This window comes from Pseudomonas batumici, from assembly GCF_036585405.1.
Classification (GTDB): Bacteria; Pseudomonadota; Gammaproteobacteria; order Pseudomonadales; family Pseudomonadaceae; genus Aquipseudomonas; species Aquipseudomonas batumici.
This window is the reverse complement of record NZ_CP144470.1, coordinates 4,158,282-4,180,407: the sequence shown is the minus strand read 5'-3', so window position 1 is coordinate 4,180,407 and position 22,126 is coordinate 4,158,282. Positions and strand designations below refer to the sequence as shown.

Below are 22,126 nucleotides of genomic sequence, written 5' to 3'. Positions count from 1 at the left end.
GCCGCGACGATCAGTCACCAGACCGGGATTCCTGACCTTGCGTACGAAACCTCACCCGGCTCTGAAAGCTGCGAACCCTTCAACCTCGGTGCCGATCAGCCACCGCCCAGGCTCTTGTACAGGGCGATACGGTTGCTCACCTGCAACAAGCGGGTCCTGATCAGCGCTTGTTGTGCCGTACTCAGGCCGCGTTGGGCATCGAGCACTTCGAGGTAGCTGTTCAAGCCATCCTGATAGAGCAGTTGCGCCAACTCGACGCGGCGCGACTCGTTCAGCACCAGCCGCTGCTGCGTATCGAGTTGTCGATTGAGCGGTTCGTTCGAGCCCAATGCGTCGGCCACTTCACGAAAGGCTTGCTGGATCGAACGCTGGTACTCGACCACGGCAATCTCACGTTGCACCTTCGACAGCTCAAGCTGCGTAAAGCGCCTGCCCATATCGAACAGCGGCAATGTCACGGCGGGGGTAAATGACCAACCCTTGGCCTCCCCGGAAAACAGCTCGCTCAATTGCGGGCTGCTGGCACCGAAGAACCCGGTCAGGGAAATGCTCGGCAGAAAGGCCGCCCGGGCGGCACCGATATTGGCGTTGAAGGCCTTGAGCCGAGCCTCGGCGGCCCGAATATCCGGGCGTCGCACCAGCAACTCGGAGGGCAGGCCCGGGGCGACCTCCGGCAGTTGCAGCCCGTCGCCCCAGGCGACGGAGGAAAACCGCGAAGGCTCCAGCGTCCTCCCCACCAACAGCTCCAGCCGGTTCAGGGCCAAGCGCTGCTGACGGTCCGCGTCGGCCACTTCGGCCTCCAGCGTCAAGGCCAGTGCATCGGCCTGGCGTAGCTCCAACTCGCTCGCCAACCCCAGCGCCTGACGACGTCCGATCAGGCGTTTCGATTCGCCGGCCCGCTCCAGCAACTGGCGGTTCTGCCGGTGCAGCTCGAGATAGGCACGATGCTCGTAGTAAGCCGTCGCGACCTCGCCGACCAAACCGATCTGCACACTCAGGGCATCTTCCTCACGGGCCACCAGGCGTTGCCCGGCTTCGGTTTTCAACGCCCGGACCCGCCCCCAGAGATCCAGCTCAAAGGCAGTGATCCCCAGCCTGAACTGCCCCTGCTCACGAATCACCGCCTTGCCGATGGGCGAGTCCGCGGCGGAAATCTTCTGCCGTTGCACCGAACCGTCGATCCCGCCGCCGGGCCATTGCTCGGCAGCGGAAATCCCATACAGCGCCCGCGCCTCGTCGATGCGCAGGACAGCCACCTGCAGATCATGGTTATGTATCCGCGCCAGTTCGATCAGTGCTTGCAGCTCGGGATCGAGAAAAACCTCGCTCCAGTCCGGTAACGGCGCGGCATCATCCTGCAAGCCCGGGTCACGCCAATGTTCGGCCACTGTCGGCGACGGCCGCTGGTAGTCGGGAATGAACGAACACCCCGTCAACAGCCAGGCAACCAGTCCCAGATAACGCCCCCTCATCCGACCCTCCGCCGTTGCAGCAGACCCGGCAGTCCCGAGGCTTTCTCGTCCGAAGTCTTTTGCCGCTGATAGAAGGCTTCCAGCCGTGACAGGTAGAACCAGTGCTCGGGCGCCTCGGCAATGAACGACTCCATCGCCAGGGCCCATTGCGCCTGCATCTCCGGCGCGGCGGCGCGGGTGATCCACCGGATCAGATGCAGTTCACCGCAGCCGCCGAGCCGGGCACGATGCCCCGCCAGCAACACGTCGCACTTCATTTTCGCCGCCAGGAACATCGGCCCTTTGACGAATTGCGCGGCGCGGCCAAACAGGCGGCCGTCCACCGGCTCGCCGGAACGCACCCCGCCGAAACTCACCGGCAGGTCGGCAAAGATGATCACCTGGTCGCCGCGCTTGAGCGCCCGGGCAATTGCCAATGCGGTTTTCGGATCGTTGCTGTCGAGAATATCCACGCGGTGCCCGAAAGCCTCCAGGCTCTTCAGCGAGCGTCGGGTCAGAGGATCGTTGAAGTTCCAGATCGGAATGATGAAACGCTTCGGGGCCGGACAACGCTCGATCATGCAAGCCACCGCCATCCAGTATTCCCCTGTGTGCGCCAGTACGATGATCGTCGAGCGCACCCGCGTACGCGGCCAGTGTCGCTCCGGATCGTACCAGGCGATCGCGCGAATCCAGGCGCGCAAGCGCTCGGGATGATGACGTGGGTAAAGCACCTGATAGATAGCGCATTGCAACTGGATGGCGCTGTAGCGGCAGGCCAGCAGTCGACAGGTGCGGGGTTCCAGTCCGAACAGTTCGAGGTTCTGTCGACAGGCGTTGTAGTCCGGACCGCGCCATGCGGACGGTAGTCGCAGCAGGAGGGCCGGCAACAGCGGCAAACCACGATGGGCGATTTTCAGCCGAAAGATCAGCGCCAGTCCTTTCACCAAACGAGCGCGCAACCCAGCCTTGAAGCGCATCCACAGCAACCAGCGGCGGATCGGCCAACCCGGGCGAAACGGCGTCATCGTGCCGCGCCAGCCAGGGGCCGCAGACGTCCCTTGTGCATCAGCAACACCGTGTCGCAGGCCTGGGCCACGGCCTTGTCGTGGGTCACGATCACACACAGCATGGGCAAGCGGCGCACGGTCTCGATGATCACATCGCGGGCACTGGGATCCAGATGGGAGGTCGGTTCATCGAGCAACAACAGCTCCGGGCGCCGATACAGCGCCCGGGCGATCAGCAAGCGCTGCTTCTGGCCCGAGGACAATTGCACGCCCATCGGACCGAGCAAGGTGTTGAAGCCGTTGCTCAGCTTCAGGATGCTTTCCAGCAGCCCGGCCTGTTCGACACAGGTCTGCAAACGCGTGCCGTCCAACGGGTCGCTGTCCATCAGGATGTTCTCGATCACCGTACCGGCGATGATCTCGTCGTGGGCCGTGACATAGGCCACGCTCTGGCGGTAGCGGCGCAAACCGAAATGCCGCATCGCCAGGCCGTTGATCCTGAAACGCCCCGTGTCCAGGGCATAAAACCCGGCGAGCACTTTCAGGAAGGTGCTCTTGCCGCAGCCCGAAGGGCCGAATATCGCGATGCGTCGGCAAGGACCCTCCAGGCTGAAACTCAAGTCCTCGAAGGTCGGCCGGTCGAACGAGCTGTAGCGAAAGCGCGCACCTTCGATCTGGATCGAGCGCAAGGGTTGCTGCTGGCCGAGGGGATCGGCGCTGTACACGCTCGACTCCACCGGCTCGACGGGCTCGTCGACGATTTCCTCGACCCGCTTGAGCTCGACCTTCACCAGCCGCAGGTTCATGTAGCTGTCGACCACCTTGAGCGCGCAACCCATGAACATGTCCTTGTAGAGGACGAAGGCGAACAGGTCGCCGACGCTGTTCTCGCCATGGAGCACGGCCAGCGCACCGAGGGCACTGACCAGCAGCGAATGGCCATGGGACAGCCCTTCGTGCACCACCTGGTTCATCGCCTGCAAACGCTGGACGCCGGCGCGGGCCATTTCGGTGTCGGTGTGCTGGTTGCTCCAGTTCGCCAGCTTGGCCGCTTCGTAGTTGTAGAGCTTCATCGACTCGACATGGCCCAGGGTGCCGAGCAGGGTCACGTTGCGCGCCGTTTCGGCTTCGATCGAGGTCTTGTGGTGTTTCTCCATGACCGGCAGGGTCACGCCGCGAAACAGAAAGAACAGCAGGCACAACAGCAACGACAGGGCCGCCAGCTTGGCGTTGATCAAGGCCATCAGCGCGAGAAACGCCACCCCGAAGGCCAGGTCGATGGCGATGTCCATCCAGCCGGCGGTGAACTGCACGAAGGCTTTGTCGGTGGCCTGGGTCCGCCGCAGGATATCGCCGGGGGCCCGGCGTTCGAAGTAACTCACCGGTAGCCGCAGCAGCCAGGCGATCACGCCAGTGGACAGGTCCTGGCTCAGGGCGATGCGCAGGCGCATATCGAGGGCCGCCCGTAGCCAGGCGGCGAGGCTCTTGAATAGAAAGATCCCGCCAAAAACATAGAGGATCAGAAAGAGGAAATCCTCGTCGTTCTTCGCCACCACTTCATCGATGGTCAGGGAGAACAGCTTGGGCGCGGCGATGGCGCCGAAGTAGCCGACCACCGACAGCAGGCCCATGGGCACCAGGTAACGCAACAGCCAGGTGTTCTTGCGCAGGACGCCGAGCGGGCCGAAGGTGCCGGGAACGCGCCGATGGACCTGGGTGGTGAAACCCAGCCCCGGGAGCATTTCCAGCGCCGCGCCGCTGAACATCGACAGCGCTTCTTCCCAGGTATGGAAGCGCCGTCCCACCGCCGGGTCGACGATATGCAGCCCCTGGCGGTTGGTGGATTGCAGCACGACGAAGTGCATGTTGTTCCAGAACAGGATCGACGGCGTGCGCAGTTGCCGCACGTCGTGCAGTTGCAAGCGCAGAGGGCGGCAGCTGAAGCCCAGTTCCTCGCTGACCTTGATCACCTGGAACAGCGACATGCCGTCCCGCGCCACCCGGTAGCGCTGGCGCATCTCGCGCAAGCTCAGGGCCTTGCCGTGATAGCCGGCGACCATGGCAATCGAGGCCATGCCGCATTCGGACATCTCGTCCTGGAGAATCACCGGGACCGTGCGCTGGAACAACTGCCGCGAACGGGCCAGGGCCTCGCGCAGCGATTGCTTGAGGCGGCTCATGCCGACTTGTCCACAGGCTGCACCGGGGTGCCCAGCGTCGGCAGGTAGTCCGGATTGCCCGCCAGCCCACGGAGCACCGGCAGGAACAGCCACTCCATCAGGTTCAGGCGTTCCAGGCGCAACGAACCGCTGAGGGTCATGCCGTCCTTGAGCCAGTCCTGGCGGATCTTGGTCCGCGAGTCGGAAAAGTCGAGCTTCACCTCGGCCCGATAGGTCGGCCCCGGTTCCTCGCCATCGGTCCTGGCACCGGGTGGGGCTTCAAGGTAGGTGCTGGCGGTGCTGCGGACGATCTGCCCCTTGATCACGCCGTAGCGTTCATAGGGAAACGCATCGACCCGCACGATGACTTCGGTACCGGCGCTGGCGAAACCGATGGCCGCCGGACTGACGTCGAGGACCACCACCGGTGCTTCGTGCAGGGCCCGGCTGATGCGCAACAACATCATCGGCTGGCCGCCCTGGGCCCGGGCCCCGGGAAACACCGAGACGGCATCGACCACCCCCTCGACGGGCGACAGCAGGACATATTCCTGGCTCTTGTTTAGGTTTTCGAGGCGCTCGCGCAGGTCATGCCGTTGCCGGGCGAGGTCGCTGAGGCGGCTGGTGAGGGTGTGATCGGCTTCGCTGCCGCGCTGTTCCAGTTCGAGAATCCGCTGTTGCGCGCTGGCCTGGGCGAGGTCGTTGTTCGCCAGGTCCTGGAGCACCGCCTCGTGCTTGACGATCGCTTCGTTCAGCGCCGCCACGGACACCGCGCCTTCGGCGGCCAGCCGCTCGTGACGCTGGCGGTTTTCCAGGGCAATAGCGGCCCGGCGCTGGATCGAACGCTTGATGGTGGCGGTGAGTTGCAGATCCTTGTGCAACTGCGCGATCTGCAATTGCAGGAGTTTCTTCTGGGTTTCGTGGGCCGAGCGGGCCTGGGTTTCATCCCCGGCGGCATCCTCCAGCAGGCTGCCCAGGCGCTCGGCGCTTTGGGCGGAAAGGGGTTTGTCGCTGCCTTCGTTGAAGCTTTCCGGTTCCAGGGTGCGGATACGCACCAAGGGCTGGTCCTTGCTCACCGATTCGCCGGCCTCGACCAGTACTTCGCGAATATGGGCCGGGCGCTCACTGGTGATGCGGACCACATCGCGGGTGAGGATCCGGCCCTGGACGTCTTCTTTCTTCGCGTAGTTGCCGATGAACAGCAAGACCAGGCCACCGGCGAAAAACAGGCAGACGAACCAGGCGAAGACCACGGGTGCCAACGCCGCTCGCGGCGCGACCTTGCCCAACTCAAGCATAGGTGAACTCGTGCATGACAACCGACGCGACAGGGCGCGCGCCGATGAAGGAATACAGTCTTGAGGACCCTGTGGGAGCCGGCTTGCCGGCGATGGCGGCCGGACAGTCGATGCAGGACGTGCGGGCCTCATCGCCGGCAAGCCGGCTCCTACAATGGGCGATGTCTATCGCCCTGGCAGCGGGATCAGCTGGCTTTCTTCAGGCCTTCGGAGATCCAGTCGACGGCTTTGTCGAGAATCGGACCGAAGTCGGTGAAGAACCCGGAACCACGAACGTCCTGGGTCTCTTCGAGGGTCATTTCCTGAAGGGTGTTTTCTTGTTGGGTTGCTTCCAGCATACGTGTAAACCTCGGCATTATTATTGGATGAAGACAGCATCGAATCGTCCGGCGAGATCACCGTCGAATCGAACTTTCAGGCAGTTTTGGAACGACGCGCCGTGCTTGAACTGCGAGTGCCATCTTCGGCCAAGGTCGTATTTATTTATATCCGAATAGTCTCTGGAGTCCTGTGTTAAAGCCGTACGGATGCGTGGTCACTCGTCCCTTGTTCACGTAGGAACTGCGCCGCCTTGGCGCGCAACAGCCGCAGGTCAAGCACAGGGACTTCCTCGCGCTTGGCCTGCTCGTCCCAATGACGCATCCGCAGACTCACCGCGCATAGCGGGTCCTGCTCGAACGCCCGGGCCTCTTCTTCGCTCATGACGCCGCCCTGGTACGCCAGGGTACGGCGACTCGCTTCGCTCAAACGTTCGTAGTACCCGGGTTCACGCAATGTCAGAAAACGCTTGGCCTGGACGTGATACTCCACCAGCCGCGCCAGCCGTTCGCCGAAGCCGGCCCGACGCAGATAGTCGGCACCGACGCGCTCATGACTGACCACGCCATAACCGCCCATGTCCCCCGCCGGCTGTTCTCCGGTCGGACAGATATGCCCGATGTCGTGGAAGAACGCCGCCAGCACCACTTCATCGTCGAAGCCCTCGGCCAGCGCCAACTGCGCGGCCTGGGACATATGCTCCAGCTGTGACACCGGCTCCCCGATGTAGTCGGCGTCACCGAACTGCAGGTACAGGCCGAAGACTTCGTCCAGTACCTGCTCGACGGACTTCATGCCGACTCCCCCAGCAAACGGGCGATATGACCTTCGCCCAGGGCCGGGCCAACGCTCATGCCCACCCCCGTGTGCATCAACGCGGCGCTCAGCCCCGGCGCGGCCTGGAGCAGCGAAAACGGTCCCGGTCCCTTGGCGCCGTAGACGCCCTGCCAACGCTCCACCACCTGCACCTTGCAGCCCAGGGTGTGCTCGGCCAGCTCCAGCATCCAGGTATCCACCTGTTCGGCATTGAACGGCGACGCATCGCTGCCGTAGTGGTGGGAGTCGCCGATGATCAGTTCGCCATAAGGGGTTGGGCTGATCAGCAGGTGGATGCCGTGTTCGTGCAGGTGCGGGCTTTCCCGCAGGATCTGCGCCTGGATCGCCGCCGCTTCCGGCAGGTCGGAAAAAGCGCCGTAGTGCACGCAGCTCAGGCCCGTGAGCAGCGCGTGTTGCAGGTTCAACTCGACCTGGGGCCGGGCGCGGAGCATTTGCAGGCGGCAGATGGACGGTTGCAGCTGGCTGATGGGGTCGGCCAGCAGGGTCTGATAGTCGTGACCGGAGCAGACGATGATCTGTTCAGCGTGGAAGGTGCCGGCGGTGCTGTGCAGTTGGCCGGGTTCGACCTCGCGCACCAGGGTCGAGAAGTGGAACGTTACGCCCAGTTCGCGACGCAGGTATTCGATCAGCGTTGGGATTGCCTCTCGGGAGTAAAGCTGCTGGTCGTCGAGACCGTGCAGGGCGGCGCGGTGATGGCTGAATTGACCGCCGTAGAGCTCGTTCAACGCGGCGCCGCGCAGCAGCTCGACGCGGTAGCCCTGTTCCCGGGCGCGTCCGGTACAGAATGCGTCCAGCAGTTGTTCTTCGGCTTCGGTACGGGCGAACAGGTACGAGCCGTTGCGCTTGAGCGCGAAACCGGCCTGCCGCGCCCATTGAGCCCAGATCTCACGGCTGGCGCGGGCCAGCTCGGACATGATTCCCGGCGGCTGACCGGTGACCAGGGCCTGGCCGAAATTGCGCACCGAGGCGCCCAGGGGTGTGGCGCTACGCTCGAAGACCGTGACCTTGAGGCCGCGGCGGGCGGCGGCATAAGCGTGGGACAGGCCAAGGATGCCGGCGCCGACAATGAGGATGTCGCTGTGATTTGTCATGGAGGGTCCTGAAGGGAGTGGCCGTTTGAAAACACCGCGAGCCTGTGGGAGCCGGCTTGCTGGCGATTGCGATGGGATATTCACCACCGCTATCGCCGGCAAGCCAGCTCCTACAAGGGATCGCGCTCAGCCTTGAGTGACTGCGCTCAAACAACGACCTTACTGAGCGACCTTCTCCGACTTGCCGTCATAGCGCTTGCGCCATTCGGTAAGAATCTCGTCGCGGCTCTTCGAAGCCCAGGCGAAGTCGTTCTTGATCAGGCGCTGCTCGTAGTCCGCCGGCAATTCGGTCTGCGGCTTGGCAATGCCCGGCTGTGCCAATACAGCGAAGTTTTCCTTGTACAGCTCCATGGCCGCGGGACTGGCCGAGAAGTCCGCCAATTTCTTCGCCGCCGCCTCATGGGGTGTCCCCTTGATCACCGCCGTGGCCTCGATCTCCCAGCCCAGGCCTTCCTTCGGCAGGATGATGTCCAGCGGCGCGCCCTGGCGCTTCAGCTGCACCGCCGGGTATTCGAACGAAATACCGATCGGGAACTCGCCCGAAGCCGCCAGCTTGCACGGCTTGGAGCCGGAGTGAACGTACTGGCCGATGTTCTGGTGCAGCTCATCCATGTACGTCCAGCCCTGCTGCTGGCCGAAGGTCTGCAACCAGGCGCTGACATCCAGGAAGCCGGTGCCGGACGAGGCCGGGTTCGGCATCACGATCTTGCCCTTGTACTCGGGCTTGGTCAGGTCCTGCCAGCTCACCGGCTTGCTCAGGTGCTGCTTCTCGGCCTCGACGGTGTTGAAGCAGATCGTCGCCGCCCAGACGTCCATGCCGACCCAGGCCGGCGGGTTCGCCGCATCGCGATAGTTGCCGCCGATCTTGCCCAGGTCCTTGGGGGCGTAGCTTTGCAGCATGCCCTGCTGGTCGAGGATCGCCAGGCTGGAAGCCGCCAGGCCCCAGACCGCATCGGCCTGCGGACGCGCCTTCTCGGCCAGCAGCTTGGCGGTGATGATGCCGGTGGAGTCCCGTACCCATTTGATTTCCACGTCCGGGTAGGTCGCCTCGAAGGCTTTCTTGTAGGCGGTCAACTGCTCGGACTCGAGGGCCGTGTACACGGTCAGCTCGGTTTTCGCGGCATAGGCATTCAGGCTGAAAGCAGTGAGGACAGCAGCGGCAAGAGCCAGGGGCTTGAACATGGTGCGGTTCCTTGTTGAGTGCGGTTGGGGTTGGGCAAAGCGTTGACGTGGGATCAATGGCCGGGCACGGTCTGCCGCCAGGCCTGGGAGCGGCGCAGTACCCCGCGCGAAGCCCAGGCCAGCAGCAGCGATACGGCGATCGAGGTAAACAGGATCAGGGTCGACATGGCCGCGGCACCGCCGACGTTGCCGGCGTCGTCCATGTTCAGCACCGCCACCGCCGCCAGGATCGTGTCGGGGCTGTAGAGAAAGATCGCCGCCGACACCGTGGTCATCGCCGAAACGAACAGGTAGCGCACGATGTCCAGCAACGCCGGCAGGCAGATCGGCAGCGTGACCCGCAGGTAATGCCGATAGAGCGGCGCCTTGAGCGACAGGGCGGCGGCCTCGAACTCGTTGTCGAGCTGGCGCAGCGCAGTGGTGGCGGTCATCTGCGCGGTGGTCAGGTAATGGGCGATGGTGCAGACCACCAGCAGGGTCATGGTCCCGTAGAACACATGCAGCGGGTTGCCGTTGAGGTTGAAGAAGAACACGTAGCCCAGGCCCAGGACCAACCCCGGGACCGCCATCGGCACGAAGCCGAGGATCCGCAAGGCCAGGTTCAGGCCACGCTGGCCACGGGTTTTCTCCATCAGGTAGGCACCGGTGAAAATCAGCCCGCTGCCGATCAGCGCCGTGCACAGCGCCAGGGTCAGGCTGTTGCGGTAGGCCAGCCAGCCGCTGCCCGTGGTCGCGTTGAAGGCGTAGTGGCTGAACGACAGCGACAGGTTGTAAGGCCAGAACTTCACCAGCGACGAATACACCGCCATGCCGAACACCAGCAGCAGGCCCGCGCAGACCAGCAGCACAAACGCCAGGTAGCAGGCGTCACGTCTCCAGGACGGTACCGGCTTGAACACCTGGGCGCGCCCGCTCATGGCCTCGCCGTGACGGCGGCGCAACCAGGCATCGACGGCAAAGCTGAACAGCGCCGGCAGCAGCAGGATCATGCCGATCAGGGCACCGCGGCCGAACTGCTGCTGGCCGACCACCGCCTTGTAGGCTTCGAGCGCCAGCACCTGATAGTCGCCGCCCACCACCACCGGCACACCGAAGTCGGTGATGGTCAGGGTGAACACCAGGCAGAAGGCGGCGAACAGCGCCTGGCGGCTGGCCGGCCAGGTGATACTGCGGAATGCCTTCCAGGGCCCGGCGCCCATGCTCGACGCGGCGTCGAACAAACGCGCGTCGGCCAGGGACAGGGCCGAAATCAGGATCATCAGGGCATGGGGAAAGGTGTAGATGACCTCGCCCAGGACCATGCCCCAGAAACCGTAGATATTCTCCGACAACAGGCCACGCAGCAGGCCCTGGTTGCCGAACAGGTAGACCAGCGCGATACCCGGCAGCATCGACGGCGCCATCAGCGGCAACAGGGACAGCGCCCGCCACAGTGGCTTGCCGGGGATCAGCGTGCGTTGCAGGGCGTAGGCAAACAGATAGGCCAGCGGTACGACGATGGCTGCAACGCTGAGGGAAACTTTCAGGCTATTGCCCAGCAACCAGTGAAAGTTGTCGCTGCTCACCAGTTCCTGGGCGGCCAGCCAGCCACCGCCCTGCCCGGCTTCACTGCTGAAGCCCCGCCAGAAGATCGCCAGCAGCGGCAGCAATACCGCCACGCCCAGCAGGCAAAGCCAGAGCAACTTGCCACCGACGACGAACAGGCGGTCGCCGAGGCCGACCCGCACGGGCTTCAGGGTCGACTGCCGGGACAAGGGCAGGCTGATTTCAACGGCCATCTCAGGCAAACACCTGGAGGCTGCGAGGCGGCAGCGCCACCCAGATATCCGGCGCGCCCAGGCGCGGCATGTCCTGCGGGCCGACTTCGGCCAACAGGGGGTGCCCGGGCAAATGATTGAGTTCGAAACTCATCCGGCAGCGATTGCCGAGGAAGGTGATTTCGCGCACCCGCGCCGGGAACAGGTTTTCCTCGTGGATCGGCGGGTTGACGCTGATCGCTTCGGGACGGCAGAACAACCGGCCGGAGGCGGCGCGGGCCGTGCCATCGGCCAGGCGTACATCCATGCCGCCGACCCGCGCATGGCTGTCGCTGCTGCGCTGGAATGGCAGCCAGTTGCCCTGGCCGACGAACTCGGCGACGAACGGCGTGGCCGGCTTGTCGTAGATTTCCTGGGGCGTGGCGTACTGCTCGACCTTGCCGTTGTTCATCACGGCGATGCGATCGGCCATCAGCATGGCCTCGTCCTGGTTGTGGGTGACCATCAGGGTGGTCACGCCCAGGTTGCGCTGCAACTGGCGCAGCTCGCCGCACAGATGCTCGCGGACCCGGGCGTCGAGGGCCGACATGGGTTCGTCGAGCAGCAACAGTGAAGGCGCCGGGGCCAGGGCACGGGCCAGGGCGACACGTTGCTGCTGGCCGCCGGAGAGTTGGCCGGGGTATTTTTTCTCGCTGCCAAGCAGGCCCACCAGTTCCAGCATCTGACCGACGCGCTTGCGGGTTTCGTCACGGCCACTGCCGGCGAGACCGTAGGCGATATTCGCCTCCACCGTCAGATTGGGGAACAGCGCGTAGGACTGGAACAGGATGCCGTAGTCACGGGCCTGCGGCGGCAGCTCGGAGACATTGCGCTCGCCGAGGAACAGTTCGCCGTCGTCCTGACGTTCCAGGCCGGCGATGCAGCGCAGCAAGGTGGTCTTGCCGCAGCCGGACGGGCCGAGCAGGCAGACCAATTCACCGGCGGCCACGTCCAGGGAGACGTTGTCCAGCGCGGTGAAGGCGCCGAAGCGCTTGCGCACGCCGCGCACCTTCATCGGTGCGCCGGGGTTGGCCAGGGCGTTGGCGATCGAGTTGTTCATGGACGGACCTCATCAAGCGGATGAGGGTCATGCTAGGGAGCGAATGCGTAGGCTATGTGGCAATAAGGCAAAAGCTGCCGATAGTGGTATTGGTGGATTTGGGTCAGGCCGGCGCCATCTCCTGGGCCAACCCGAGAAACGCCGCCGGCAGGCGCGCCGACTTGCGCTCCTTGAGGCAATACAGGTACTCGGGAATCTGCGGAGCATTTTCGATGGTCAACACCCGCAGTTGCGGGTCGTGGGGCACTTCCTGCCGGGCAATGATGCTGATGCCGATATTGCGCAGCACCGCCTCACGAATCGACTCTCGGCTGCCGATTTCCAGCAGCGGGCCATAACTGACCTGCGCATTGCGCAATAACGCTTCCGTCAGCTGCCGGGTGGTCGAACCCGCCTCGCGCATCAGCAGGCAATGTCCGGCCAGCGCCGACAGCGGCACATGCTCATGAATCGCCAGTGGATGATTGCGATGCACCGCCAGCACCAGCGGATCGCTGCCCAGCACCCGGCGGATCAAGCGCGGGTCCTCCAGCAGTTGCGACGAGGCCGCGACATCGACCCGATACTCCTCCAGCGCCTCCAGCACCTGCTGGGAGTTGCCGATTTCCACCGACACCTCCACCTGCGGCAAGCGCTCGCGAAACGCCTTCACCAGATCCAGGATGTAATACGGCGCCGTCGCGGCAATGCGCAAGGTGCCCTGCACCTGCCCGCTGTTGCGCAGGAAAAACTCGATATCGGCTTCCTGCTGCAACAGCGTCTTGACCATCGGCAGCAAGCGCGCGCCCTCCTCGCTGAGGCTCAGCCGCCGACCGCCGCGATAGAAGAGTTCGACCGAGTACTGGCTTTCCAGATGACGGATCTGGGTGGTCACCGTGGGCTGGCTGAGCCCGAGCCTTTTCGCCGCCTGGGTGATGCTGCCCAGGCGGGCGACCATGTAAAACGCCTTCAGCTCGGCACTCAGCACATCACCCTCTCATTCGTTTACTTGCGCAACAGGCGCAACCCATTGAACACCACCAGCAGGCTGACGCCCATGTCGGCGAACACCGCCATCCACATGGTCGCGAAACCCAGGAACGTCACCGCCAGGAAGATCGCCTTGATCACCAGCGCCAGGGCGATATTCTGCCTGAGGATACTCGCGGTCTGGCGCGAAAGGCGAATGAACGCGGGAATCTTGCGCAGATCGTCGTCCATCAGGGCGACATCGGCGGTCTCGATCGCGGTGTCGGTACCGGCGGCGGCCATGGCGAAGCCGATCTCGGCACGGGCCAGGGCCGGGGCGTCGTTGATGCCGTCGCCGACCATGCCGACCTGATGGCCTTGGGCATACAGCGTTTCGATGGCCTGCAGTTTGTCGGTGGGCAGCAGGTCGCCACGCGCCTCGTCGATCCCGACCTGGGCCGCAATGGCGGAGGCGGTGTGGACATTGTCACCGGTGAGCATCTGGGTCCGGATACCCAACGCGTGCAACTCGCGGATCGCCTCGCGGCTGGAGGCCTTGACCGTATCGGCCACGGCGAACAACGCCAGCGGGCCGGACGCATCGAGCAACAGCACCACGGTCTTGCCTTGTTTTTCCAGGGCGAAGAGTTTTTCTTCCAGGGCCGGCGAGCAGAGTCCGAGGTCTTCCACCAGGCGATGATTGCCCAGGTAATAGCCCTTGCCGTCGATCTCGCCGCGCACGCCGCGTCCGCTCAAGGCTTCGAATGCCTCGACGTCCTGCAGCGCCCACTGTTTGTCCCGCGCATCCTTGGCGATCGCCAGGGATACCGGGTGATCGGAACGGGACGCAAGGCTGGCGGCGATCAGCGGTGCGGTTTCCAGGGCCAGCGGCTCGAGGGACAGGTAGTCGGTCAGCACCGGCTTGCCATGGGTGATGGTGCCGGTCTTGTCCAGGGCCAGGTAATCGAGCTTGTGCCCGCTTTCCAGATACACCCCGCCCTTGATCAGGATGCCCTTGCGCGCGGCGGCGGCCAGGCCGCTGACGATGGTCACCGGTGTCGAGATCACCAGCGCGCACGGACAGGCGACCACCAGCAGGACCAGCGCCCGGTAGATCCAGTCGAACCACAGGCCGTTCATCAACAGCGGCGGCAACACCGCCACCACCAGGGCCAAGGCGAATACCGCCGGGGTGTAGATTTTCGAGAAGGTGTCGACGAAACGCTGGGTCGGTGCCCGCGCGCCCTGGGCCTGCTCGACGGCATGGATGATCCGCGCCAGGGTCGAGTGTCCCGCGGTAGCTGTCACCCGATAGTCCAGCGAGCCCGCCTGGTTGATGGTACCGGCGAAGAGCTTGTCGCCAGGGTTCTTCTCGATAGGCAGGCTTTCGCCGGTGATCGGTGCCTGATCGACGCTTGAACTGCCGTAGACCACTTCGCCATCAAGCGCAATGCGCTCACCGGGTCGTACCCGTACCAGCGCGTCCAGTTCGATGCTTTTGACCTCGCGTTCGACCCAATCGCCGTCATCCTGGCGCACCGTGGCCTTCTCCGGCGTCATCTGCATCAGGCCGCTGATGGCGTTGCGCGCCCGGTCCAGTGACTTGGCTTCGATCAGCTCGGCGATGGTGAAGAGGAACATCACCATCGCCGCTTCCGGCCACTGGCCGATCAGCACGGCACCGGTCACGGCGATGCTCATCAGCGCGTTGATGTTCAGGTTGCGGTTCTTCAGGGCGATCCAGCCCTTTTTATAGGTGGTCAGGCCGCCACTGAGGATGGAGACCAGTGCGACGATTGCCACCACCCAGGTCGGGGCCACGCCGGTGAAGTGAATCACTTCGGCGGCCAACGCGCCGACGCCGGACAGCGCCAGGGGCCACCAGGGCTTCTTCACTGGCGGCTGGCTCGGGGTGTCGGCGTTCGCGCCCTCTTCCAGCGGCTCGGCCTGCATGCCCAGGGACTTGATGGCGTCGACGATCGGCGCGGTCGACGACAGGTCGTGGGTCACGCCGAGGATCCGGTTGATCAGGTTGAACTCAAGCTGCTGCACACCCGAGAGCTTGCCGAGCTTGTTCTGGATCAGCGTCTGCTCGGTGGGGCAGTCCATGGCTTCGATGCGGAAACGGCTCAACCGCGCGTCGGCGCTGGTGGTGGCGCTGAGCTTGACCAACGCGGGGGCCTCAGCGCTCGAACAGCAACTGCTGTGCGCATGACCGGCCTTCCCATGGGAGTGGGAAGCCTTCACCGGCTGGAGGACACGAAAAGGCTGGGGAGCGTGTTTATCGGCATGGCTGTGGTCATGGCCGTGATCGTGATCGTGATCGTGATCGTGATCGTGATCGTGATCAGCGTGCGCATGATCGCTGCCGAGCTTGTGCGAAGTGTGGATGGAGTCGCTCATGGGTGCGTCCCTGAAAGTGCTTGTTGCCAAGTGAACACCCTGTAGCCACTATAGGGTCAAGCACCCTTTTGGGAGATCGAACGATGAAGATTGGCGAACTGGCGAAACTCACCGACTGCCAGGTGGAAACCATCCGCTATTACGAAAAGGAAAACCTGCTGCCGGAACCGGCGCGCAGCGAGGGCAACTATCGCCTGTACACCCAGGCGCACGTGGAGCGCCTGACCTTTATCCGCAACTGTCGCAGCCTGGACATGACACTGGAGGAGATTCGCAGTTTGCTGGGCCTGCGCGACAGCCCGCAGGATCAGTGCGAAAGCGTGAATGCGCTGATCGACGAGCACATCCACCACGTCAAGGCGCGGATCGACGGGCTGCTGGCGTTGCAGGTGCAGTTGCTGGACCTGCGCCAACGCTGCGGCGGCGGGCCGGACCTGGATCAGTGCGGGATCTTGCAGCGGCTGGAAGTCAGCGGCAGCGTGGTGCCGACGGAAGAGCATTCACATGTCGGGAGAAGTCACGGGCATTGAGGGCCTCTTCGCGGCGATGCGGCGACCCGACAAGCTCCGCTCCCACAGATTCCGAGTCGTACGCACCTTCTGTGTACGACACAAACCTACTGTGGAAGCGGAGCTTGCCCGCGAAGAACGATAACGCGGTCCGGAGTCGGACTCAGACCGCCATCGGCGCCGTCATCGGCGCATGGTGTTGATAACCTTCCAGCGAGAAATCGCCCGGCTCGACCAACTCCAGCCACTCCGGCTGGTACACCCCGGTCTTGGCAAACTCCGGCACCCGCTCGGAAATCACCAGTTTCGGCATCGGGAACGGCTCGCGCGTCAGTTGCTCATTGAGCATGTCCAGGTGGTTTTCATACACATGGGCATCGCCGATGAAATAGGTGAACCAGCGCGGCGTGTAGCCGGTCAGCCGCCCGATCAGGCTCAGCAGCGCCGCCCCCTCGGTCAGGTTGAACGGCGTGCCCAGGCCCAGGTCGTTCGAACGGATGTAGAGGGTCAGGGAAATCTCCTTCGTCTCCACATTCGGATGAAACTGGTAGAGCAAATGACAGGGCGGCAAGGCCATTTCATCCAGCTGCGCGCAGTTCCAGCCGTGGAACAGGATCCGCCGGCTGCCCGGGTCCTTGATGATGGTGTCGACGCACTGGCGCACCTGGTCGATGGCCTTGTACAGCACCACATAGGCCTGGCCGTTTTCCTCGCCCTCGGCAATCTGCCGGTAGCCCTGGCCCAGGGTCTGCTCGATGGCGGCCACGTTGCTCTTGGCAATCTGCTTGTACGCCGGCCATTTGCGCCATTGCACCCCGTAGATCTCGCCCAGGTCGTCATCGCCCTGGCGGAACGGATTGGCCAGCCATTGCGCGTTTTCGTTGGCGTTCTGGTCCCAGACCTTGCAGCCCAACGCCCGGAACTCGGCGGCGTTGTTCACCCCACGGAGAAAACCGCACATCTCGCCGATGGCGGACTTGAAGGCCATCTTGCGGGTGGTGATCGCCGGGAAGCCTTCCTGGAGGTCATAGCGCAGCATCGCCCCGGGAAAGCTGATGGTGTTCACGCCGGTACGGTTGGCCTGCTTGGTGCCGTTCTTGATGACGTGGGCGACCAGTTCGAGATATTGCTTCATGAGTTACCTGCATCCTTGAATACGGGGCCCGCGGGCCCCGATTCGAATTTAAAGCGCGGCGTCTTTCGCCGTCGGCGTGCGGTGATAGGCGAACCACAGCAAGCCCAGGCCGCCGATGATCATCGGCAGACTGAGAATCTGCCCCATGGTCACCCAGCCGAACGCCAGATAGCCGAGCTGCGCATCCGGCACCCGGACGAACTCGACGACAAAACGGAAGATCCCGTAGAACAACGCGAACATGCCCGAGACCGCCATGGTCGGCCGCGGCTTGCGCGAGAACAACCAGAGAATGACGAACAGCGCCACGCCCTCCAGGGCGAACTGGTACAGCTGCGACGGGTGACGCGGCAACTGCGCCGGGTCGCTGAACGGCGGGAAGACCATCGCCCACGGCAAATCGGTCGGTTTGCCCCACAGCTCAGCATTGATGAAATTGCCGATCCGCCCGGCACCCAGGCCGATCGGCACCATCGGCGCGACAAAGTCCATCAGTTCGAAGAACGACTTGCCGTTACGCCGACCGAACCACCAGGCCGCCAGCATCACCCCGATGAAACCGCCATGGAACGCCATGCCGCCCTTCCAGACCTCGAAGATCAGCGTCGGGTTGGCCAGGTAGGCGCTCAGGTCGTAGAACAGCACATAACCCAGGCGCCCGCCGACGATCACGCCCATGGCCAACCAGAAGATCAGGTCGGAGAGCTTTTCCTTGGTCCAGGTCGGGTCGAAACGGTTCAGGCGCCGGGAGGCCAGCAGCCACGCACCGCCAATGCCGACCAGGTACATCAGGCCGTACCAGTGGATTTTCAGCGGACCGATGGCCACGGCCACCGGGTCGATCTGCGGGTAAGGCAGCATTGCAACTCCTCGATAGAGTAAAAATTCAGGGCCCGGCGGGTCAGGGATCGCAAGGCCGGCGGGTCATGTTGCAGCCCCGCCATTAAGCCAATATTGCGTCAACGTGACTGAACCGAGCCTGTGGCTCAGAGCAGGAACTTCATGCCGACAATGAACAACAGGCCGGCAAACAGCCGCTTGAGCAGCAACGGCGACAACTTGTGTGCCAATTGCACGCCGAAACGGGCAAAAAACATACTGGTCAGGGCAATCCCGAGCAAGGCCGGCAAATAGATGAAACCCAGGCTGTAGGCCGGCAACAACGGATCGTGCCAACCCAGGATCATGAAACTCAAGGTACTGGCCAGGGCAATCGGCAAGCCACAGGCCGAGGACGTCCCCACCGCCTGCTGCATCGACACGCTGCGCCAGGTCAGGAACGGCACGGTCAAGGAGCCGCCGCCGATCCCGAAAATCGCCGAGGCCCAGCCGATCACCGCCCCCGCCAGACCCAGGCCGAATTTGCCGGGCACGGTGTGGCTGGCCTTGGGCTTGAGGTTCAGCGCCATCTGGGCCGCCACCACCAGGGCGAACACGCCGATGATCTTCTGCAGGTTCGGGCCGGCGATGGCCTTGGCGGTCAGCGCGCCGAGGCCCGAGCCCGCGAGGATGCCCAGGGCCATCCAGACAAAGATCGACCACTGCACCGCACCGCGCTTGTGGTGCCCGCGAATGGTGTTGAACGAGGTGAAGATGATCGTCGCCAGGGAGGTGCCCACCGCCAGGTGCGTGAGGATCAGCGGATCGAAACCTTGCAGGGTGAAACTGAACACCAGCACGGGGACGATAATGATCCCCCCGCCCACGCCGAACAGCCCGGCCAGTACGCCGGCACAGGCCCCCAATAGCAGATAGAGCAGAAATTCCATGTGCGCCCCCACGAAACAAGTCCGGCATGGTAACGGAAGGACGGACACGGCTCTACTGGATGACGATGGATACCCTGCGTAGAGTGGGCAAAAAACATCGAGGGACAACCTGATGTGTCTGATTGTCTTTGCCTGGCGCCCGGGCCACGCCCAGCCGCTGATCGTCGCGGCCAACCGCGACGAGTTCTACGCCCGGCCGAGCCTGCCGCTGGCGCAGTGGCCCGAAGCGCCGCGGGTCTATGCCGGACGGGATCTGGAGGCGGGCGGTACCTGGCTCGGGATCGGCGCCGGGGGGCGCTTTGCGGCCTTGACCAATATCCGCAACCCGAACCAGCCAGTGGGTCGCCGATCGCGCGGGGAGCTGGTGGCACGCTTTCTCACCGAGGATCAACCGGCTGAGGACTATTTAGCCGAAGTTCGCGCAAGATCGCAGGAATATGGTGGTTTCAACCTGCTAGTGGGCACCGCGGACACCTTGTGGCATTTCAACTCTCACGAGGGTGAGCCGCGCCAACTGACGGAAGGTGTGTACGGGCTGTCGAATGCCGGGCTCGATACGCCCTGGCCGAAACTGCTCAAGGCCCGGGCGGCGCTGTCCTGGGAATTGCGCGATCCCCGGCCGGAGGCCTTGCTGGCGTTGCTCGGCGACCCGACGAGCGCACCGCTTGCCGAGCTGCCGGACACCGGAGTGGGCGTTGCAACCGAGAGCCTGTTGTCCAGCATCTTTATCGCCAGCCCCAGCTATGGCACACGGGCGAGCACGGTGCTGATCGTCCACGCCGATGGTCGGCGCCATCTGCTCGAACGCAGTTTCGGCCCTTATGGCGGGCATCTGGGGGAGGTGGAGCTGAAGGTCTAGCTCCCCTCAATGCGTGACGGTCGGCGCCACCATCCGTGACAACCCGAGGTTCTTCAGCGCCAACTGCAAGGTACTGCGAATCACCTGCGGGTTATCGATGGTCATCACCTGGGCCAGCAGCTCCCGGGCCTTGCTCAGGCTGACCTGGCGCAACATCCATTTCACCTTCGGCAGGTTGGTGGCGTTCATCGACAGGCTGTCAAAACCCATCGCCATCAACAGCACCGCCGCCATCGGATCACCGGCCATCTCGCCGCAGATACTCACCGGCTTGCCTTCGGCATGGGCATCGCGCACCACGTTCTGCAAGGCTTGCAGCACCGCCGGGTGCAGGTAGTCGTAGAGGTCCGCCACCCGTGGGTTGTTGCGGTCCACCGCCAGCAGGTACTGGGTCAGGTCGTTGGAACCCACCGAGAGGAAGTCCACCTGCCGCGCCAGCTCGCGGGTCTGGTACACCGCCGCGGGAATCTCGATCATCACCCCCACCGGCGGCATCGGCACGTCGGTGCCTTCGTCGCGCACCTCGCCCCAGGCGCGGTGGATCAGGTGCAGCGCCTCTTCCATCTCGTGGATACCCGAGATCATCGGCAGCAGGATCCGCAGGTTGTTCAGGCTTTCGCTGGCCTTGAGCATGGCCCGCGCCTGCACCAGGAAGATTTCCGGGTGGTCGAGGGTCACGCGGATACCGCGCCAGCCGAGGAACGGGTTGTCTTCTTCGATCGGGAAATACGGCAGCGACTTGTCGCCGCCGATGTCCAGGCTGCGCATGGTCACCGGCTGCGGATGGAACGCCGACAACTGCTCGCGGTAGATCGCCAGCTGTTCCTTCTCGCTCGGGAAACGCTGGTTGATCATGAAGGGGACTTCGGTGCGGTACAGGCCCACCCCCTCGGCTCCGCGCTGCTGCGCCCGGGCCACGTCCGCCAGCAGGCCAGTGTTGACCCACAGCGGCATGCGGTGACCATCAGGGGTCACGCAGGGCAGTTCGCGCAAGGCATCCAGGCCTTCGGACAGCTGGCGTTCTTCTTCTACCACACTGACATATTGCCGGCGCAAGACTTCGCCAGGGTTGGTAAACACCTCGCCGCGCGCGCCGTCGACGATCATCTCGATGCCGTCGACCTTCGAATACGGCAGGTCCACCAGGCCCATGACCGTCGGAATACCCATGGCCCGCGCCAGGATCGCCACGTGGGAGTTACCCGAACCCAGTACCGACACCAGGCCCTTGAGCTTGCCTTCCGGCACCTCGCCCAGCATGGCCGCGGTCAATTCTTCACTGACCATGATGGTGTTGTCCGGGTAGACCATGGCCTGCTGCCGCTCGGATTGCAGGTAGGCCAGCAGCCGACGCCCGAGGTCCTTGACGTCCGACGCGCGCTCGCGCAGGTAGGCGTCGTCCATCAGTTCAAAACGGTTGACGTGATCGGTCACCACCTGGCGCAAGGCACCCTGGGCCCATTGGCCGGTCTTGATCACATTGGTGATTTCGCTGCCGAGGGAGGCATCGTCGAGCATCATCAGGTAGACGTCGAACAGCGCCCGCTCTTCCGGACGCAACTGGGTCGCGAGCTTGGCCGAGAGCGTGCGCATGTCGGCGCGTACGCCTTCGATAGCGGTCTTGAACAGGGCCAGTTCGGCATCGACATCGGCGATCGCCTTGTCCGGCACCACATCCAGGTCCGCCGGCGGCAGCATGACCACCGCCGTACCCACTGCCGCGCCCGGCGAGCCCGGCACACCGATGAACTTGGCTTCCTGGATGCCCTTGCCTTCACGCCCCAGCCCGCGGATCGAACCGGTGGCTTCGGCATGGGCGATAACGCCGGCGAGCTGGGCGCTCATGGTCACCAGGAAGGCTTCTTCGCCTTCGTCGAACTGGCGACGCTCTTTCTGCTGGATCACCAACACGCCGACCACCCGGCGGTGGTGAATGATCGGTGCACCGAGGAAGGAGGCATAACGCTCCTCGCCGGTTTCGGCAAAGTAGCGATAACGCGGGTGATCGGCGGCGTTTTCCAGGTTCAGCGGTTCTTCACGCGTACCCACCAGACCGACCAGGCCTTCGTTCGGCGCCATGCTGACCTTGCCGATCGAGCGCTTGTTCAAGCCCTCGGTGGCCATCAGGACAAAGCGGTTGGTCTCGGGGTCCAGCAAGTAGACCGAGCAGACCTGGCTGCCCATGGCCTCCTTGACGCGCAATACAATAATGCCCAACGCCGCCTTGAGATCCTTGGCGGCGTTAACTTCCTGGACGATCTTGCGCAGCGTATTGAGCATGGCTCGGGGTCGAACTCCGTG

Annotated in this window: 18 protein-coding genes; 2 read left to right on the top strand and 16 right to left on the bottom strand. The window is 63.9% G+C overall.

Annotated elements, in window-relative coordinates:
• Positions 1 to 95 precede the first annotated feature (95 nt).
• From NUH87_RS18880 to NUH87_RS18825, 12 genes are all read right to left on the bottom strand, one after another.
• Positions 96 to 1,472, bottom strand: coding sequence for an efflux transporter outer membrane subunit (locus NUH87_RS18880; protein WP_338522250.1), 1,377 nt, complete (start codon positions 1,470 to 1,472; stop codon positions 96 to 98).
• Positions 1,469 to 2,479: a hypothetical protein gene (locus tag NUH87_RS18875; protein WP_338522249.1), complete on the bottom strand. Its 1,011-nt coding sequence runs from the start codon at positions 2,477 to 2,479 to the stop codon at positions 1,469 to 1,471. Before NUH87_RS18875 ends, NUH87_RS18880 begins: the two co-directional genes overlap by 4 nt.
• The gene (locus NUH87_RS18870) at positions 2,476 to 4,641 is read right to left on the bottom strand and encodes a peptidase domain-containing ABC transporter (protein ID WP_338522248.1); all 2,166 of its coding nucleotides are present in this window, start codon (positions 4,639 to 4,641) and stop codon (positions 2,476 to 2,478) included. The genes NUH87_RS18875 and NUH87_RS18870 overlap by 4 nt, the downstream gene beginning before the upstream one ends.
• Positions 4,638 to 5,918: an HlyD family secretion protein gene (locus NUH87_RS18865; protein WP_338522247.1), complete on the bottom strand. Its 1,281-nt coding sequence runs from the start codon at positions 5,916 to 5,918 to the stop codon at positions 4,638 to 4,640. Before NUH87_RS18865 ends, NUH87_RS18870 begins: the two co-directional genes overlap by 4 nt.
• Before the next feature lie 185 nt (positions 5,919 to 6,103).
• A complete protein-coding gene (locus NUH87_RS18860; protein WP_191489403.1) occupies positions 6,104 to 6,256 on the bottom strand; it encodes a hypothetical protein in 153 nt (50 codons plus the stop codon).
• Between the two features lie 175 nt (positions 6,257 to 6,431).
• The gene (locus NUH87_RS18855) at positions 6,432 to 7,031 is read right to left on the bottom strand and encodes a phosphonate degradation HD-domain oxygenase (protein WP_338522246.1); all 600 of its coding nucleotides are present in this window, start codon (positions 7,029 to 7,031) and stop codon (positions 6,432 to 6,434) included.
• Positions 7,028 to 8,164, bottom strand: a complete 1,137-nt coding sequence (locus NUH87_RS18850) for a TIGR03364 family FAD-dependent oxidoreductase (protein ID WP_338522245.1) — start codon at positions 8,162 to 8,164, stop codon at positions 7,028 to 7,030. Before NUH87_RS18850 ends, NUH87_RS18855 begins: the two co-directional genes overlap by 4 nt.
• A gap of 159 nt (positions 8,165 to 8,323) precedes the next feature.
• The gene (locus NUH87_RS18845) at positions 8,324 to 9,346 is read right to left on the bottom strand and encodes a putative 2-aminoethylphosphonate ABC transporter substrate-binding protein (RefSeq protein WP_040071538.1); all 1,023 of its coding nucleotides are present in this window, start codon (positions 9,344 to 9,346) and stop codon (positions 8,324 to 8,326) included.
• Positions 9,347 to 9,399: 53 nt separating this feature from the next.
• Positions 9,400 to 11,124: a putative 2-aminoethylphosphonate ABC transporter permease subunit gene (locus tag NUH87_RS18840; RefSeq protein ID WP_338522244.1), complete on the bottom strand. Its 1,725-nt coding sequence runs from the start codon at positions 11,122 to 11,124 to the stop codon at positions 9,400 to 9,402.
• Between the two features lies 1 nt (position 11,125).
• Entirely contained in the window at positions 11,126 to 12,202 is a 1,077-nt protein-coding gene (locus tag NUH87_RS18835) for a putative 2-aminoethylphosphonate ABC transporter ATP-binding protein (protein WP_338522243.1), read from the bottom strand.
• Between the two features lie 103 nt (positions 12,203 to 12,305).
• Positions 12,306 to 13,169, bottom strand: a complete 864-nt coding sequence (locus tag NUH87_RS18830) for a LysR family transcriptional regulator (protein ID WP_338522241.1) — start codon at positions 13,167 to 13,169, stop codon at positions 12,306 to 12,308.
• A 17-nt stretch (positions 13,170 to 13,186) separates the two neighbouring features.
• A complete protein-coding gene (locus NUH87_RS18825) occupies positions 13,187 to 15,553 on the bottom strand; it encodes a heavy metal translocating P-type ATPase (RefSeq protein ID WP_338522240.1) in 2,367 nt (788 codons plus the stop codon).
• A gap of 83 nt (positions 15,554 to 15,636) precedes the next feature.
• Here NUH87_RS18825 and cadR point away from each other — a divergent pair, with 83 nt between their 5' ends.
• Positions 15,637 to 16,083: a Cd(II)/Pb(II)-responsive transcriptional regulator gene (cadR, locus tag NUH87_RS18820; RefSeq protein WP_338522239.1), complete on the top strand. Its 447-nt coding sequence runs from the start codon at positions 15,637 to 15,639 to the stop codon at positions 16,081 to 16,083.
• A gap of 142 nt (positions 16,084 to 16,225) precedes the next feature.
• Here cadR and NUH87_RS18815 read toward each other — a convergent pair whose 3' ends face one another.
• The 3 genes from NUH87_RS18815 to NUH87_RS18805 all read right to left on the bottom strand — a co-directional run bounded on the left by NUH87_RS18815 (position 16,226) and on the right by NUH87_RS18805 (position 18,966).
• Positions 16,226 to 17,197, bottom strand: coding sequence for a thymidylate synthase (locus tag NUH87_RS18815; RefSeq protein ID WP_338522238.1), 972 nt, complete (start codon positions 17,195 to 17,197; stop codon positions 16,226 to 16,228).
• Positions 17,198 to 17,245: 48 nt separating this feature from the next.
• Positions 17,246 to 18,058: a prolipoprotein diacylglyceryl transferase gene (lgt, locus tag NUH87_RS18810; protein ID WP_338522237.1), complete on the bottom strand. Its 813-nt coding sequence runs from the start codon at positions 18,056 to 18,058 to the stop codon at positions 17,246 to 17,248.
• A 125-nt stretch (positions 18,059 to 18,183) separates the two neighbouring features.
• Complete coding sequence (locus tag NUH87_RS18805) at positions 18,184 to 18,966, bottom strand: sulfite exporter TauE/SafE family protein (protein WP_040071550.1); 783 nt, start codon at positions 18,964 to 18,966, stop codon at positions 18,184 to 18,186.
• A 112-nt stretch (positions 18,967 to 19,078) separates the two neighbouring features.
• Here NUH87_RS18805 and NUH87_RS18800 point away from each other — a divergent pair, with 112 nt between their 5' ends.
• Positions 19,079 to 19,825 (top strand): NRDE family protein, encoded by a 747-nt coding sequence (locus NUH87_RS18800; protein ID WP_338522235.1) that lies wholly within the window; start codon positions 19,079 to 19,081, stop codon positions 19,823 to 19,825.
• Between the two features lie 6 nt (positions 19,826 to 19,831).
• Here the strand turns inward: NUH87_RS18800 and ptsP are convergent, their stop codons facing one another.
• Positions 19,832 to 22,105, bottom strand: coding sequence for a phosphoenolpyruvate--protein phosphotransferase (ptsP, locus tag NUH87_RS18795; protein ID WP_338522234.1), 2,274 nt, complete (start codon positions 22,103 to 22,105; stop codon positions 19,832 to 19,834).
• Positions 22,106 to 22,126: the final 21 nt, after the last annotated feature.

What these genes read in the sequence shown, in the direction of transcription:
- NUH87_RS18880 (WP_338522250.1), bottom strand. Translation starts at nt 1,472, where the DNA reads ATGAGGGGGCGTTATCTGGGACTGGTTGCCTGGCTGTTGACGGGGTGT.
- NUH87_RS18875 (WP_338522249.1), bottom strand. Translation starts at nt 2,479, where the DNA reads ATGACGCCGTTTCGCCCGGGTTGGCCGATCCGCCGCTGGTTGCTGTGG.
- NUH87_RS18870 (WP_338522248.1), bottom strand. Translation starts at nt 4,641, where the DNA reads ATGAGCCGCCTCAAGCAATCGCTGCGCGAGGCCCTGGCCCGTTCGCGG.
- NUH87_RS18865 (WP_338522247.1), bottom strand. Translation starts at nt 5,918, where the DNA reads ATGCTTGAGTTGGGCAAGGTCGCGCCGCGAGCGGCGTTGGCACCCGTG.
- NUH87_RS18860 (WP_191489403.1), bottom strand. Translation starts at nt 6,256, where the DNA reads ATGCTGGAAGCAACCCAACAAGAAAACACCCTTCAGGAAATGACCCTC.
- NUH87_RS18855 (WP_338522246.1), bottom strand. Translation starts at nt 7,031, where the DNA reads ATGAAGTCCGTCGAGCAGGTACTGGACGAAGTCTTCGGCCTGTACCTG.
- NUH87_RS18850 (WP_338522245.1), bottom strand. Translation starts at nt 8,164, where the DNA reads ATGACAAATCACAGCGACATCCTCATTGTCGGCGCCGGCATCCTTGGC.
- NUH87_RS18845 (WP_040071538.1), bottom strand. Translation starts at nt 9,346, where the DNA reads ATGTTCAAGCCCCTGGCTCTTGCCGCTGCTGTCCTCACTGCTTTCAGC.
- NUH87_RS18840 (WP_338522244.1), bottom strand. Translation starts at nt 11,124, where the DNA reads ATGGCCGTTGAAATCAGCCTGCCCTTGTCCCGGCAGTCGACCCTGAAG.
- NUH87_RS18835 (WP_338522243.1), bottom strand. Translation starts at nt 12,202, where the DNA reads ATGAACAACTCGATCGCCAACGCCCTGGCCAACCCCGGCGCACCGATG.
- NUH87_RS18825 (WP_338522240.1), bottom strand. Translation starts at nt 15,553, where the DNA reads ATGAGCGACTCCATCCACACTTCGCACAAGCTCGGCAGCGATCATGCG.
- cadR (WP_338522239.1), top strand. Translation starts at nt 15,637, where the DNA reads ATGAAGATTGGCGAACTGGCGAAACTCACCGACTGCCAGGTGGAAACC.
- NUH87_RS18815 (WP_338522238.1), bottom strand. Translation starts at nt 17,197, where the DNA reads ATGAAGCAATATCTCGAACTGGTCGCCCACGTCATCAAGAACGGCACC.
- lgt (WP_338522237.1), bottom strand. Translation starts at nt 18,058, where the DNA reads ATGCTGCCTTACCCGCAGATCGACCCGGTGGCCGTGGCCATCGGTCCG.
- NUH87_RS18805 (WP_040071550.1), bottom strand. Translation starts at nt 18,966, where the DNA reads ATGGAATTTCTGCTCTATCTGCTATTGGGGGCCTGTGCCGGCGTACTG.
- NUH87_RS18800 (WP_338522235.1), top strand. Translation starts at nt 19,079, where the DNA reads ATGTGTCTGATTGTCTTTGCCTGGCGCCCGGGCCACGCCCAGCCGCTG.
- ptsP (WP_338522234.1), bottom strand. Translation starts at nt 22,105, where the DNA reads ATGCTCAATACGCTGCGCAAGATCGTCCAGGAAGTTAACGCCGCCAAG.